Raw genomic sequence first — 12781 nt, 5'->3', positions numbered from 1 at the left:
GCCGCGCTAGCTCTTCGGCGGCTTGTCGCGGGTCTTGAGCTCGCGGTAGCGCGTGGCCCCGCCCTCGCGATTGGTTTGCTGGCTGCGTTCAACCGCCATGGCATCGTCCGGCACGTCGCGGGTGATCACCGAACCCGAGCCGATATAGGCGCCCTTGCCGATCTTGACCGGCGCCACCAGCGACGAATTGGTGCCGATGAAAGCGCCGTTGCCGATTTCGGTCTTGTGCTTGCTGAAGCCATCATAGTTGCAGGTAATAGTGCCTGCGCCGATGTTGGAATTGGCGCCGACATGGGCGTCGCCGACATAGCTCAGATGGTTGACCTTGACGCCGGCCTCGAGCGTCGCGGCCTTGGTCTCGACGAAGTTGCCGATCCTCGCGCCTTCGCCGAGCGAAGTCCCCGGCCGCAAGCGCGCATACGGACCGACCGACGCGTTCTTGCCGATCGAGGCTTGCACGATATGGGAAAACGAGTGGATCACGGCGCCGTCAGCGATCGAGACGCCCGGTCCGATGACGACAAATGGCTCGATCGTTACGTCCTTGCCGAAGCTGGTGTCGGCAGCAAGGAAAATCGTCTCCGGCGCGATCAGGGTCACGCCGGCTTCCATGGCGTCCTTGCGCAAGCGCACCTGCATCGCGCCCTCCGCTTCGGCAAGTTGCGCCTTGGTGTTAATGCCGCGTACTTCATCCTCGCCGGTTTCGATCACGACAGCCTCCAATCCCAGATCCCGAACGATTGTCACCGCATCCGTCAGATAGTACTCGCCCTTGCTGTTGGCATTGCCGATCTTTTCGAGAATCGAAAGCGCCTTGCGGCCGTCAAAAGCCATGACGCCGGCATTGCACAGCGTGACGTCGCGCTCGGCCGGGCTCGCATCGGCCTGTTCGCGGATCGCCATCAGACGCCCGCCCTCGACCAAAAGACGTCCGTAGCCGGTAGGGTCGGCGGCCCGAAAGCCGAGTACGGCCAGCGTTGCACCCTGATTCAAGGCCGTTCGCAACCGCTCGAATGTTTTCGCCGAAATCAGCGGCGTATCGCCGAAGGCAATGATCAGATCGTCGGCGCCGGGCGCCAGCGCCTGGCGCGCCGCCAGCACCGCATGCGCCGTGCCCTTGCGATGGCGCTGAACGAACGTCTCGGCATCCGGCCGGTACCGCTTTGCCTCGTCGCCGACGGCCTGGTGATCCGGCCCAATCACGACCGCAAGCGACGTGCCAGCTCCCTTGGGGGCGGCCGACAGCACATGAGCAAGCAGCGACTGTCCGGCGACCGGGTGCAAAACCTTGGGCGTGGACGAGCGCATTCGCGTTCCCTCGCCGGCAGCAAGTACGATGGTCAGGCTGGTCCTGCCGCTCATCGGAATTCCCTTGATCCACCTCAAGCGGCCCCGGCCGCCGCCGCCCTCATAGAGCCTTTTGGTCTCCGAAGGAAACCGGATTCGCTTCGACTCACGGTGACGATCGGAAGATAGCGGCCGATTTCCTGTTAATGTTTACCGGTTGATTCGGTTGGGGCCGAGGGGGGCCGAAGACATCTCATGGCGAAGGATCCCGACAGGAAGCGCGGCCGGTTGGACGTCGAAGAGACCGGCGGGGGGCTATCCGGCTTGCTCGCCGAGGAGGACGAATTCGACCGTCGCACGCTGTGGCGGCTCGGAACCTGGGCGGCTATCTCGGTCGGCGCCGTCGTCGTGGCGCTCGTTACCAACCAATCCTCAATCGGCCTTCGGCGCGAACAGACCGCCTCCGTCGATCTGATGAAGCAAGCCCAGCAGCTACAGCTCACCGCCAAGGAAAGCCAGAACGAGACCCACCGGCTGGCGTCCGCCGTCGATACGCTCAACGGCGATCGCGACCGGCTTTACGCCCGCGTTGCCGTTCTTGAGCAGGGACTCGATTCCGTGACCGGAGCGATCTCGCGGCAAGCTCCCGCGCCGTCGCTGCAGCCAACGGGCGCAAGCCCCGCCAAGGCCGGCCAGGCCGGTGCAAACGCGGCTCCGTCTGCCAGTTCTTCCGCGCCACAACCTGCGTCAGCTCCGGCCACGGCGACCACCCCAGTAGCGCCGACGGTGACCGCATCGACGGCACCGGCCGTCACCGCAAGCGCCGAGCTGCCTCCAGCCGCCTCCAAGCCCACTCCACCCGTCCCCGTGGTGACGTCGGTGGCCGCAACCATGCCGGTTACTGCCGACAAAAAGGACAAGCAAGCCTCAACGACCGTTCCGCCGGAACCGAGCTCGGCCATGAAATTGGCGAACGCGCAGCAAAGCGCTTCGGTGCAGCCGTTCGGCTATTTGATGGCGCCGAAATCGATGATGGCACCGCCGGATCCGGCGGCCGAAAAACTCATCGAACCGACCTCACCGCCCCGGCAAGCCTCGCCGCCAAAGACGTTTACCTCAGCACCAATGCCTGAAATCGCTGCGGTCGCGCCCAAGGCGTCAGAGGAAAAGGCGTCAGAGGAAAAGGCGTTGGAGGAAAAGACATCAGAGGAAAAGGCCGCCGGGGAAAATGAACCGGACTCGCCGCCCGAACTCGTGGCGCGACGCACGGAATTCGGCGTCGATGTCGGCGGCGCGAATTCGCTTCCAGGTCTGCGCGCGCTGTGGCGCGGGCTTCTGAAGTCACGGTCCAATGCGGCGCTGGCGACGTTGCGTCCGATCATCGTCATCAAGGAAAATAACAACGGGCTCGGCATGCAATTGCGGCTGGTAGCGGGACCGATCAACGATGCGGCGGCGGCGGCGAAAATCTGCGCCTCACTGACGGTGAGCGATCGGGGCTGCAGCACCACGGTGTTCGAAGGTCAGCGGCTCAGCATGGGCGCTGACCAGCAGCCCAAGGTGAACACACGAACCTCGTCGGAGACCAAGCCTGCCTCCGAAGCCAGACCAGAGGCCGAGACCAAGCCGAAATACCCCGCCCACAGGCACTACGCGCCAAAGCGACAGGCCAAGGAAGACGATCCCCCGCCGCCGCCCCCGAAGGAGGAGCAGCCGTCGACGCTGTCGCTGATTTTCGGCAAGCACTAGTGGTCCGATTCTAACATTCGCATCCCATCTCAGCGGCCACTTTTGCGAATGTTAGAATCAAAGGACCACTAGCAAATATAGGTTTCTAGTGGAGTTTTGGATTTGACATTCGCCTGACGAACTCGCGGCCAAGTGGGTAGCGAATGTCAAATCCACTCCACTAAGTCGCGGTGGAACTGATTTTCGCACCCCGACGAGGTAAAAACCTCATTACTCCAGCCGGTTGAAAGATCTTCTTGATTGCTCTCAAGAAGGCTTTCAGACGTGACTTTCAGATTGGCCTTGCGCGTCCGAACCAAAAGCGGCAAACCGGCTCAGCTTGCCGAAGGATATCCCCGTGACCAAAGCCCCGTTCCGCCTCTCCCCTTATCAGGTGCAGTGGCTGCTGATTGTGGGGTTCCTCACCGTCGGCTACGCGATCTACGTTCGCTACATGGCGATCGAGTTGTCGTCTACGTCGCTCGCCTGCGATGCGGGTCTGCAAACCCTGCTCTGCAAATCGAGGTCGCTTGCGACCACGCTGTTTCGCAATTCGGTTTTCGGAATAACCGCGCTTGTCATCGCGGCCCTGCATCTCATCCGGCCGTCCATCGTCCTGCTGACGCTCGGCCTGATCGCGGCCGGTCTCGGCATCGTGCTCTATAACGTCGTCCTGTCGGGGCTTGCGATCGGCCTGCTTATTTTGGGATTTGCACGGCCCGCGCCCGCCACAGCGTAGCGGCGAGCAGGACATACATCACGCAAGTCCACACCGACTGCCAGTTGTCCGAACCTTCGTTGAAGCCGGTATAGATAGCCGCCATCACAAGCAAACCCGCAAACGCCGCCTCCGCGATCGGGCGGGCGCCCTCCTTCGGGCGCTTGAGCAGGGAGAGCAGCGCGAACGGGACCACCGCCATGGTCAGGGCTGCGAAGGGAAAATCCCGATAGCGCGGATCGAACGCGAGGCCGATCGCGGTGTCGGCGCCGATGACCGTGGTGATCGCCAGAACCAGCCCGAGGATCGAAGCCGACCACGAGCGGTCGCGATAGTCGGCGGGACCGAGCACTTCGAGAAAGGTCGGCACCCCGCGGCCGGACATCAAGGCCTGCGCGCCAAGCAAGGGCGAGGTGACGCCGGCGGCCAGCAGAAAGCCCCAGAATAGCCAACCGCCGATGCCGTAGCTTTCGTAATACATCTTGTCGACGGCCATGCCGAGCAGCGCACCGGCAGTGGTGGCGGAAATACCGACCGCGATCCACGCCGCGAGCCCCGGTTTCCAGGGCTTGCGTCGCAAGGCTAACCAGCCGACCGCAAATGTCAGGATGGCCAGCACCATGCCGCCGGCCATTTGCAGCTTCCAATAGGGATAGTTGCTGATGGCAATCCCCGGCGGATATTTCAACGCCCGGTGCACGGAATCAAACAGCCCCCAGTAGCCGCCGACTGTGCCTTCGAGCTGGCGCTTCCACGGCTGGTCATAGGCCTCGATCAGATTGACGCGGAAGTTTTCGCGCTTGGCGAGATCAAGAATCTCGGAGACGACCAGCGCCTGGTTGGTGCGGGAGGGCAAGGCGGCAGCGCGCATGCGCCCCATGCTGGGCCAACCGGTTTCGCCGATCAGGATTTCCTTGCCCGGAAAGGCAATTTCCATGCGATGCCGAATGGCTTGAACATGGGCAGCCGCGTATTTGGCGCGGACTGGAAGATCCTCCCAGTACGGAAGGATGTGAATGGTGATGAAGTCGACCGCGTCGTAGATCTCGCGGTAGCGCAGCCAGAACTCCCAGACGTCGGCATAGGTGACGGGCACCGAGACCTGCGCCTTGACCGATCGGATCGTGGCGGCGAGATCCGACTGGGTCATCTCCCCGCGTAACAAGACCTCATTCCCGACAACGAGGGCCGTAATCGTGGAAGGGTATTCCTTGGCCAACCGAATACCGGTTGCGAGTTGAACCGCGTTCTTCTGGCGGCTGCTGCTCAGCCAGATTCCCTGGATGACCTTCAGCCCCACCTTGGCCGCAAGCTCGGGGACCTGATCGAGGCCGTTTGCAATCGAATACGTGCGGACGCAGTCCGATACCTTGGCGAGTTGGGCAAGGTCTTCGGAAATCTGCCCTGCTGAGATGTAGGTCGACGGCGATAGCGGCGACTGGTCATCACGGAAAGGGGCATAGGAAACGCACATCAGCTTGGCGTGCGGGTCGATCGGGGCACGCGCCAGCGAGATCGGTGTGGCGAGCCACCACCACAGCGCGGCGATCGAACCTAAGGATAGTATGAGAAGCGCCAGCGGCGTGCGAAAAGTAATCGGTTCCATCCTCCGGGCCGGGATCGTCGATTAACCGGTCGCGGGCAATCTGCCAAGAGCGGGAAAGAGCGGGGCCCGTCCCAAGCCTCCGCCGGCTTTACAGAGGTACGTTAAAGTTGTGGGTTTGCTTGCCAAAATCCAAAATCTCCGCCATGGGATTCCGGCACGCCCTCTTGCCGTATTGGAGACCCAATTCGGCGGCAAGCGTTGTTGGGTGGGATCGTAGCCAACGGGACCCGGCTGGGAACCAAATCGGGGAATTTATGCGTAAGCGGTTGTTTCTGCAGGCTCGGTTTTCTGTTTTGCGCTACTTCGTGGTTCCCGGACTAGCCCTGATGCTCGGGTTCGGCAGTGCGTTGGCCCAGAGCGGTACGCCGCAAAATGGCGACCAGTCCGGTAAGTCAGCAGCCGCTGCTGCCGAGGCGGCCAAGGAAAACCAGCGCAAGACCGACGAATTTGCCGAAGCCGCCCAGGCCATCAGTGGTCCGGCCGGCAACCCGGAGTGCGTCTGGCTCGGTCGCAGGGTCGTTCAGTTGATGTACCGGGACGATCTCGATACCGCCTTCCGCCATCTCGACCTGTACGACCGCTTCGGCTGCCCCGGGGGCCATGTGCAGGCGACGTTCCGCTGCCTCACCCGCTTCCTCCCCCAGATTGACGACAAGGTGGCGAACAGCCTGAACAACCGCATTCACACCTGTTGGATCAATCCGAATGCCCAGCCGCAGGCGGCGGTCGCCGCGACGCCTGCCCCTGCTGCCACCACGGCCGGCAGCGCCGCCGGCGCACCTCCCGCCGCGGCCCCGGCTCCCGCCACGAAGTAGTCCGCCCGTCCGCCTGAATAGGAACGATGCGGACTTTGAAGGATTGAGGGCGGCGCGCCTCGATCTGCGCCCTCAAAACGCCATCCGTGCATACCAGTTGTTAAATTGCGTGGCAGGATTATCCTTAGAATCGCTCCCGTGTCTGCCGAACCTTGGGGACGGGTTCGCTTTATTCCACTGCACGCCCCGTATGGTTAGTTGCGATGCGCGCCGTCGTCGCCGTTTTGTTGTTGGTTACCGCTGCCCACGCCGCGCTTTGGGGTTTTTTTCAGGATAAGCGACAAGCCCCTGACTTCACGGGTGTCCTGCCGAGCGTTTCCTATACGCCTTTCGAACCGGGTCACAACGCCACGGCTGACCCTGCCGCGGACGCCGAGACGATCCGCGCTGATCTGAAGAAACTCTCCTCTGTCAGCCGCGCCGTCCGTCTCTATACCTCGACCGAAGGCAGTGAACTGGTGCCGCCAATCGCCGCCGAGTTGGGCATGAAGGTCATGCTCGGCATCTGGATCGCCAAGGATACCGATCGCAACGACCGTGAGATCGATGCCGCCATCGATCTCGCCCGGCACAACAGCAACGTCATCGGCATCGTCGTCGGCAATGAGACGATCTTCACCGACCTGCAGATTCCGCTCGAAAACCTGGTACCTCCCTCGGAGCGAGATGCGTCCGCGGGCGAGTTCCAGCGAATAGAGGCCGAGGAAGTCCAGCGAATCAAGGATGCCGAAACGGCGCCCGCGAAGGACAGGGAAAAAGCAATTGAATGGGCAAAGGCTGAGAACAATGCCCATCGGCTCATCCGCCTGATTCAGCGGGTCAAGAAATCGGTCAATGGGGTGCCGGTGACGACCGGCGATATCTACAGCGTCTGGAGCGAGCATCCCGACCTCGGCTACGCCGCCGATTTCATCGCCGCGCACGTGCTGCCTTATTGGGAGCGATTCTCTTCGACTGAGGCGGTCGATCAAGCCATCGACCGCTACAACTCCCTTCGCAAGCAATTCCCGGGCAAGCGAATCATGATTGCGGAATTCGGCTGGCCGAGCGCGGGCTATAACCTGGGAAATGCTGTGCCCGGTCTTTTCGAACAAGCAACGGTGCTGCGCAATTTCGTCAGCCGCGCCCAAGCCATTGGCGTGGACTACAACATCGTCGAGGGCATCGATCGACCCTGGAAATATTTCGAGGGTGGCGTCGGTCCATACTGGGGCGTTCTCAAATACGACGGCGACGCCAAGTTCAACTGGGCCGGCCCGATCGTCAATCCGGACTACTGGAAGCTTGCGGGGATTGCGCTACTGGTCGGAATCCTGATGTCGCTGCCGATCCTGGGCCTGGCCGAACCGACGATCTTGCAGGCGCTGACGCTGTCGGCAGCAGCCAACGGCGTCGGTGCCTGGGTTGCCACCGTTTTTGCCTTTTGGAACGGGCACTACTTCGTCTTCGGTTCATCCTTCGCCTTGTCGCTCGGCCTGACCCTGCTGGTGCCGCTGATCCTGATCGCGATGGCGCGGGTAGAGGAAATTGCCGCCGTTACCTTTGGCCGAAAGCCGCGCCGGCTCATCGTCAAGGGCGCGCCGACCGTGCCCGCGACCATCGGCGACGGCTTGAGCTTCCCGAAAGTCTCGATCCATATTCCTGCTTATTTCGAACCGCCGGAGATGCTGAAAGCAACGCTCGATGCGGTATCCCGGCTCGACTATCCGAATTTCGAATGCGTGGTGATCATCAACAACACGCCCGATCCGGCATTCTGGCAACCGATCCAGGATCATTGCCGCACCCTCGGCGAGCGCTTCAAGTTCATCAATGCCGAGAAGGTTCAGGGCTTCAAGGCCGGCGCCTTGCGCATCGCGATGGAGCGGACCGCGGTCGATGCCGAGATCATCGGCGTCATCGATGCTGATTATGTCGTCGGCCCGGACTGGCTGAAGGACCTCGTGCCTGTCTTTGCCGATCCGCGCGTCGGGCTCGTGCAGGCCCCGCAGGATCATCGCGATGGCGACCGTTCGCTGATGCACTACATCATGAACGGCGAATATGCCGGCTTCTTCGACATCGGCATGGTCCAACGCAATGAGGAGAACGCAATTATCGTGCATGGCACGATGTGCCTGATCCGCCGTACCGCGATGGATATGGCAGGCGGCTGGGCTGGTGACACCATCTGCGAAGACACCGATCTCGGATTGAACATCATCGAGCACGGCTGGCTGACGCACTACACGAACTATCGTCATGGCCACGGGCTGCTGCCGGATACCTATGAGGCGTTCAAAAAGCAGCGCCATCGCTGGGCCTATGGCGGCTTCCAGATCGTCAAGAAGCACTGGCGGCGTTTCCTGCCCGGCGGGAGCCGGCTGTCGCGGGTTCAGAAGCGCGAATTTTCGCTCGGCTGGCTGAACTGGCTTGGCGCGGAAAGCCTTGGCGTCGTGGTCGCGATCCTTAATCTGATCTGGGTGCCGATCGTCGCCTTTGCCGACATCGCCATTCCCGACAAGATCTTGACGCTACCGATCATCGCGGCCTTCGTGGTGACGCTGGCGCATTTCCTCATTCTCTACCGCCTGCGCGTGCCGGTGAAATGGGGACAGATGCTGGGCGCCATGATCGCCGCCATGAGCGTGCAGTGGACAGTGGCACGCGCGGTCGCGCAGGGCCTGATCACCGAACATCTGCCGTTCGCGCGCACCTCCAAAGGCGGCCTGTCGCGGATGTCAATCGAGTTTCAGGCATTTTGGGAAGCCGTCATCGGCGTGCTGCTCCTGATCGGCGCTGTCGTGCTTGTGGTCACCAATAATTCCAAGCAGATCCGCGAGATCTATATCTTCGCGGGCGTGCTGGTGCTGGAAAGCCTGCCGTTCCTGTCGGCGGTCGCGATCGCCATCCTCGAGAGCTCCCGGATCAACTCGTTCAAATTCTGGCACGATGCGGGCGTGCGCACCGCCGAGCTGATCGGCTTGCGGCCGGTGGCGTTACCTTCGGTCGCCCCGCCGCAGCCGGCAGTCAACGAGATCCGCTCCGAGGCCAGCTGACAGCCCCCGGTGCGGTCTTGGCTGCGCCGAGATCGCACAGGAAGCGCAACCGACAGTGGCGCTAACTGGGAATTAATCTCGTCCGCTTATGATCCATAGCAGTATTAGTTGGGTCACGCGTAAAGGAGCCGTCGCGAGGACGAATCCAGCGGCGGCTCCTTTTTATTCACGCATTGGGGTGCACGTGACCAACACATCGGAAACGCAGAGCCAAACCGAACAACTCGAGCCCACCGTGCCCAGCAAACGGCCCAGCCGGAAATCGATCCTGGCCCTGTCGGTGTTCGCCTTGGCCATCAACGGTACGGCGGCCATCTACACGCTGCCGTCGTCCTTCGATATCTCCTTGCCAAACGTCAGTCTCGCGTTGCCGGATATCGGCACGTTGTCCGAGCTGCTTCCGCACCATCGAGCCTCAGTTCAAGTACCAGATCCGGTTGTCACGGCCTTGAAGGATATTCAATCGGCCCAGCAGCAATACACCGCCTCGTTGCAAGAGAATAACGCCGCGTTGCAACAACACACGGCCCTGCTTCAGAAGGATTCAACGACGCTTCTTGGGCTACGGCAGAGCGTCACGGACGAACAGTCCGACATCAAGAAGATATCTTCTCAACTGTCGACGCTGATGGCGAAGGTCGACACGCTCCAAAACGCGATTGCGCCGGAGATAACCTCCTCCATTTCAAAAGGACGCGCGCGCAGCCGGCTGCTGGCCCGCAAAAGGTGGGCTCGCATGTCAAAATCTGCCGGGCCTATGGGACCCGTTTCGGTTGGTGGAGCGCCGTTGGCCATAGCACCGGTCCAGAGCCGGAGCACTGGACAAAGCCCCGAAGGCTAAACCACAGCGCACCACGCACCACTGGCTGAGCCTGGAGGTCACGCCTTATCGTGGGCGTACTTCTCCACGATCAGCCGATTATACTCGGCGTGCACCGCCTTGCGCGAGATATGCCCTTTGCGGTCTTTGGCGATCTTCAGAAGATCGGGATCCGTCGGCGCCTGTGATTTTCGTCTGAATTTGGCAAAGAGTTTCTTGGCGGGTTCCGAGGTCCTTCCAAACAGGATGTCAAAAAATCCCATTTTGTCCTCCCTTACGGTCTCACTGCCCGGTCGGCTTCTTTGGCTTCCTTGAATTGATCGCTTCTGAATCGGCGGACAGCAGGCTGAACGGCGATGGATTGCTCTGCCTGGCACAATGCGGGCCGACGCAATCGTCCCGCACCGGTTGTCGTTGATCGGCTTTGGAGTCTGAGCCAACGACGTTCTGGAGATCCTTCGGGGCTGCAGGAAACTGCAGCCACCATCACAAGCCAAAACGCTCGTTAGCGGCACCGCAGAAATAACTGCGGCAATCTCCGTCGTAAATACCGCGGTTCTAAGACGTCCTCAGACGACCACACGGAGCGAAAACTGTCCAGTAAACAGGCCTGCGGGTGCGACCGGTAACGGCAATCGACCCTGCCCACCAAATGCTATTAAGTTATTGATTTTATTGGTGAGCGCGCTGGGGATCGAACCCAGGACCCCGTGATTAAAAGTCACGTGCTCTACCATCTGAGCTACGCGCTCGCTCAAGGCCGCTGTGTAGGGGGCTGCCGGGTGCGGGTCAATAGCGCCCGCCGAGCAGGGGGCGAGACCGATCTTCGGAAATTCCGACGGGGTTGCGGCGCCTTGCTCGCTACTTCCGATGTGAAAGCATATGCAGATGAAGCAACGTCCATGGCGGCTACCGCGAACGAACCGGCGCAGACGGTTGATGCCGGTAGCTTGACGCTGGCCTGGCAGGCAAGCCGAACCGTCGACCCAGCAAATCAGCGAGGAAAAACGGTCGCAGCTTGCCTGCGAGGCAGCCAACTCGCTCACGCAACCAGAATCTTTATTCCCCAACACACAACCACAAGCGCAACGATGATGCAGGTAGCGGTAAGGGCGTTCTCCAAGGCAGATGAAGCCATCGCAATGCTCTCATTTGCCTACCCCACAGAAACGCTAGGCGATTCCGCTGCGATCCCGCAACTCGGCAACGGCAGATATCAACAGCCTGAGCAAGCTCGCAATCGCAAGGGAACCAATGCGTTCGCACGAACTGTTCCTTGGGAGCTTTAGCACCAGGAGCGCATCACTTTTCCCGGTGGAATACCAGCGTGCGGAGCTCGATGCTTTCCCGCAGCGGGGCGTCTTTCGGCGTCGTCGGATCAACGAACGCCGTGTGCGGGGCGAAGCGGGAGCGGCCGTCGGTCGCTGAATCGTAGCACTTCAGAAGCAGCGCTTCGTCCGCCGTCATCTCCGGAAAATAGAACCAGCGATGGTCCGAATTGAATTTGACCGAATAGGTCTCGCCGTTGCGGTTCGGGTAGACGAGGTCGGAGGCGACGAGATCGCCCTCGGCAACGCTGGTCGCATCGCAAAGCGCTAGCGGCGTGTCGCGCACCGGGCCGCGAATGGGGCGCCATAGATTGATCGCCTGCACGCGGCCCTTGAGCAGTTCGTCCGCCTCGGAAGGCAGGTGTTCGCGCACCCGGTTGGCGCCGGACGCGTCGGTCTGATCGACATGCACGCGCGTGGCGGGCTGCCGCGGGCCGGCGCCGCGAATATCGGCTGCACTGTCAACCCGCTTGCGTACGGTGTGATCGAAGATAACGACGCGGTCGGCGCGCAGCGTCGCCCTGATGAAGGCTTCTGCGGCAGGATAGTAAACTTGCCGTATCTCCTTATCATCGTAGAAGTCACGTACTGCGGTCGGGTGCCGGACCAGCGCAAAACCTTCGCGATCGAGCGAGAAACCATTCGCAATCGAACGGCCGTCGAAGATGGGCACATGGTGCGCTTCCGGCAATGCGGTGGATTTGGGCTCTCCGGGCGGCGGATCGAACGCATAAGTCCGCGGCTTGCCGTCCGTCGGCGCCAGGTAGTTCAGTTCACCAAGGACGAAGGGCAGCGATTCGATTTTTCTCTCGACCAGGCTCATGAGCATCTCCCGCAATTCAGACATACAGGAGATTTGGTCCGGCATCCCGAAGGCAACAAGGGGCGGCAACCGTCCGCCTGAAATAGCAACGCAACAGCTGTCGTGAGCATCGCCGGGAGCAAATCCTTTCGCCAAAGCAGCCGCCTGCCGACAAGCTTTTTCTGTTCAGAGCTTGCCATGTCACGGAATGCATGCGCGCTCGGACCTGGACTGGGCACAACGCGAACGGTCCCGGAATCAAGCTTTCGGGGCAGTTTGCGAATTTGCTCGATCTTGCGCTATGACCGCTTAGCTGCCTGACGGATTCACTGACGGCGAGTCACTGCCGACGCGCGACGGATCTCGTCCCGTGAAGCCGTGATTCATGAGGCTCCAGTACTCATCCGAGGTCTGGGGCGGATAGTCGCCAGGCACCTGACCATACGACCGATAATAGGCTGGGGGGCCGTATCCCGGCCCATACGGTCCGCCCACAGGTCCGTACTCCTGCGCGAACGCCGGGGCGGCGACGGCGGCGGACAAAATTACCGCAGCGCTGATCGCTTTCATCATACTCATTGGTTTTCTCCATCACTTACGCCCGATCAACCCCGCGCGCAGAAGGACGTTCCGAAATTT

At 61.3% G+C, this 12781-nt stretch carries 11 protein-coding genes and 1 tRNA gene; 6 read left to right on the top strand and 6 right to left on the bottom strand.

Features of this window, described 5'->3' with window-relative positions; genetic code table 11:
* Positions 1-6: 6 nt before the first annotated feature.
* Entirely contained in the window at positions 7-1362 is a 1356-nt protein-coding gene (gene glmU, locus M6D32_RS25280) for a bifunctional UDP-N-acetylglucosamine diphosphorylase/glucosamine-1-phosphate N-acetyltransferase GlmU (RefSeq protein ID WP_298261465.1), read from the bottom strand.
* Between the two features lie 180 nt (positions 1363-1542).
* Between glmU and M6D32_RS25275 the strand changes: the two genes are divergently transcribed.
* On the top strand, positions 1543-3036 hold the full coding sequence (locus M6D32_RS25275; protein WP_298261463.1) for a hypothetical protein: 1494 nt from the start codon (positions 1543-1545) through the stop codon (positions 3034-3036).
* 337 nt (positions 3037-3373) lie between these two features.
* Complete coding sequence (locus tag M6D32_RS25270) at positions 3374-3754, top strand: hypothetical protein (protein WP_298261461.1); 381 nt, start codon at positions 3374-3376, stop codon at positions 3752-3754.
* Here the strand turns inward: M6D32_RS25270 and M6D32_RS25265 are convergent.
* On the bottom strand, positions 3714-5339 hold the full coding sequence (locus tag M6D32_RS25265; protein ID WP_298261459.1) for a beta-(1-6) glucans synthase: 1626 nt from the start codon (positions 5337-5339) through the stop codon (positions 3714-3716). The genes M6D32_RS25270 and M6D32_RS25265 overlap by 41 nt on opposite strands.
* Before the next feature lie 254 nt (positions 5340-5593).
* On the opposite strand from M6D32_RS25265, the gene M6D32_RS25260 reads away from it, so the two are divergent.
* From M6D32_RS25260 to M6D32_RS25250, 3 genes are all read left to right on the top strand, one after another.
* Entirely contained in the window at positions 5594-6154 is a 561-nt protein-coding gene (locus tag M6D32_RS25260) for a beta-1-3, beta-1-6-glucan biosynthesis protein (RefSeq protein ID WP_298261457.1), read from the top strand.
* 203 nt (positions 6155-6357) lie between these two features.
* On the top strand, positions 6358-9192 hold the full coding sequence (locus tag M6D32_RS25255; RefSeq protein ID WP_298261455.1) for a glycosyltransferase: 2835 nt from the start codon (positions 6358-6360) through the stop codon (positions 9190-9192).
* Between the two features lie 184 nt (positions 9193-9376).
* Entirely contained in the window at positions 9377-10033 is a 657-nt protein-coding gene (locus M6D32_RS25250) for a hypothetical protein (protein WP_366145861.1), read from the top strand.
* 38 nt (positions 10034-10071) lie between these two features.
* Here the strand turns inward: M6D32_RS25250 and M6D32_RS25245 are convergent, their stop codons facing one another.
* The gene (locus M6D32_RS25245) at positions 10072-10275 is read right to left on the bottom strand and encodes a hypothetical protein (protein WP_298261453.1); all 204 of its coding nucleotides are present in this window, start codon (positions 10273-10275) and stop codon (positions 10072-10074) included.
* A gap of 413 nt (positions 10276-10688) precedes the next feature.
* Positions 10689-10764, bottom strand: a tRNA-Lys gene (locus tag M6D32_RS25240).
* A 150-nt stretch (positions 10765-10914) separates the two neighbouring features.
* On the opposite strand from M6D32_RS25240, the gene M6D32_RS25235 reads away from it, so the two are divergent.
* Positions 10915-11301: a hypothetical protein gene (locus M6D32_RS25235; RefSeq protein ID WP_298261451.1), complete on the top strand. Its 387-nt coding sequence runs from the start codon at positions 10915-10917 to the stop codon at positions 11299-11301.
* A gap of 13 nt (positions 11302-11314) precedes the next feature.
* On the opposite strand, the gene M6D32_RS25230 is transcribed toward M6D32_RS25235, so the two are convergent.
* Positions 11315-12163: a CmcJ/NvfI family oxidoreductase gene (locus tag M6D32_RS25230; RefSeq protein WP_298261449.1), complete on the bottom strand. Its 849-nt coding sequence runs from the start codon at positions 12161-12163 to the stop codon at positions 11315-11317.
* A gap of 288 nt (positions 12164-12451) precedes the next feature.
* Positions 12452-12721, bottom strand: a complete 270-nt coding sequence (locus M6D32_RS25225; RefSeq protein ID WP_298261446.1) for a hypothetical protein — start codon at positions 12719-12721, stop codon at positions 12452-12454.
* Positions 12722-12781 lie beyond the last annotated feature (60 nt).

The organism is Bradyrhizobium sp. (assembly GCF_027307225.1).
In the GTDB taxonomy this organism is placed as follows: domain Bacteria; phylum Pseudomonadota; class Alphaproteobacteria; order Rhizobiales; family Xanthobacteraceae; genus Bradyrhizobium.
The sequence above is the reverse complement of the archived record's forward strand: the minus strand, read 5'-3'. Positions and strand labels throughout refer to the sequence as shown.

Bases quoted from the DNA above. Each gene is read 5' to 3' on its own strand.
- M6D32_RS25255 (WP_298261455.1), top strand. From the start codon at position 6,358: ATGCGCGCCGTCGTCGCCGTTTTGTTGTTGGTTACCGCTGCCCACGCC.
- M6D32_RS25230 (WP_298261449.1), bottom strand. From the start codon at position 12,163: ATGAGCCTGGTCGAGAGAAAAATCGAATCGCTGCCCTTCGTCCTTGGT.
- M6D32_RS25260 (WP_298261457.1), top strand. From the start codon at position 5,594: ATGCGTAAGCGGTTGTTTCTGCAGGCTCGGTTTTCTGTTTTGCGCTAC.
- glmU (WP_298261465.1), bottom strand. From the start codon at position 1,362: ATGAGCGGCAGGACCAGCCTGACCATCGTACTTGCTGCCGGCGAGGGA.
- M6D32_RS25245 (WP_298261453.1), bottom strand. From the start codon at position 10,275: ATGGGATTTTTTGACATCCTGTTTGGAAGGACCTCGGAACCCGCCAAG.
- M6D32_RS25265 (WP_298261459.1), bottom strand. From the start codon at position 5,339: ATGGAACCGATTACTTTTCGCACGCCGCTGGCGCTTCTCATACTATCC.
- M6D32_RS25275 (WP_298261463.1), top strand. From the start codon at position 1,543: ATGGCGAAGGATCCCGACAGGAAGCGCGGCCGGTTGGACGTCGAAGAG.
- M6D32_RS25225 (WP_298261446.1), bottom strand. From the start codon at position 12,721: ATGAGTATGATGAAAGCGATCAGCGCTGCGGTAATTTTGTCCGCCGCC.
- M6D32_RS25235 (WP_298261451.1), top strand. From the start codon at position 10,915: ATGGCGGCTACCGCGAACGAACCGGCGCAGACGGTTGATGCCGGTAGC.